This is a genomic window from Kitasatospora putterlickiae (assembly GCF_039527695.1).
GTDB lineage: Bacteria > Actinomycetota > Actinomycetes > Streptomycetales > Streptomycetaceae > Kitasatospora > Kitasatospora putterlickiae.
The window spans coordinates 1-817 of the sequence record NZ_BAAAKJ010000478.1 but is presented as its reverse complement, the minus strand read 5'-3'; the positions used below and the strand labels follow the sequence as shown (position 1 = coordinate 817).

Below are 817 nucleotides of genomic sequence, written 5' to 3'. Positions count from 1 at the left end.
CCCGGACACCCGGCCGGCGCCCCGGCCGCCGAGGGCACCGGCGACGCCCGGGCCCGCCGCGAGGCCGACCTGCTGGCCACCGGCCTGGAGGCCGGGCTGCTGGACGCCGAGGCCGCCGTCGAGGAGGCCCCGATCGCCGCGCCCGACCCGCGCCGCCACCCCTCGCACCCCGACTTCGTCCCCAGCCAGACGCCGTCCCGGGAGTGGACCGACACCCGGCTGACCTCGCTCGCCGAGGAGGGCACCGCCCTGATCGACGTCCGCCCCGGCCCGCTCGGCACCCTGGACGTCTACGCCTTCGCCGACGGCACCACGCTCTGCGTGGCCCCGGGCGACCGCGAGGCCGCGTACCGGCTGATCGACGCGGTCCGGGCCGGCGAGAACGTCCGGCTGCTCGGCGGCTCCCGGTTCTCCGGCTCCTACTCGCTGACCTTCTCCACCGACGAGGACACCGTCTACGTGCTCGCCGACCGGGTGGTGGCCAGCATCTGAGCCGACCACCAGACGGGCCCGGGGGCCGACCGGATCAAGGGGTTACCGATCCGGTCGGCCCCTCGCCTTTCCGTCCCTGGTGACAGGTGCCGCCGAGGTGCCGGGTGCCGCCGGGAGCGGTCAGACGGCCGCCGCGGTCTGCGCGAGCCACCCCAGGGCGTGCGCCCGCAGCGCCTCCGCCGTCGCCGGCCCGTCCGCCAGCGCCACCACGGCCTCCCCGGGCAGCACGGCCAGCGCCGCCACCAGGTCGTGCCCGACCACCGCGAGCTGGTCGCCGACGGCGAACGCCCCGGCGTCCGGCAGCTCGCGCCGCGCCCTGCCCTCC

Annotated in this window: 2 pseudogenes; one reads left to right on the top strand and one right to left on the bottom strand. The window is 78.3% G+C overall.

Annotation, left to right across the window (positions count from 1 at the left end):
* Positions 1–492 (top strand): annotated as a pseudogene (locus ABD308_RS37340) (hypothetical protein); the annotation flags it as partial.
* Between the two features lie 120 nt (positions 493–612).
* On the opposite strand, the pseudogene ABD308_RS37335 reads toward ABD308_RS37340, so the two are convergent.
* Positions 613–817 (bottom strand): annotated as a pseudogene (locus ABD308_RS37335) (hypothetical protein); the annotation flags it as partial.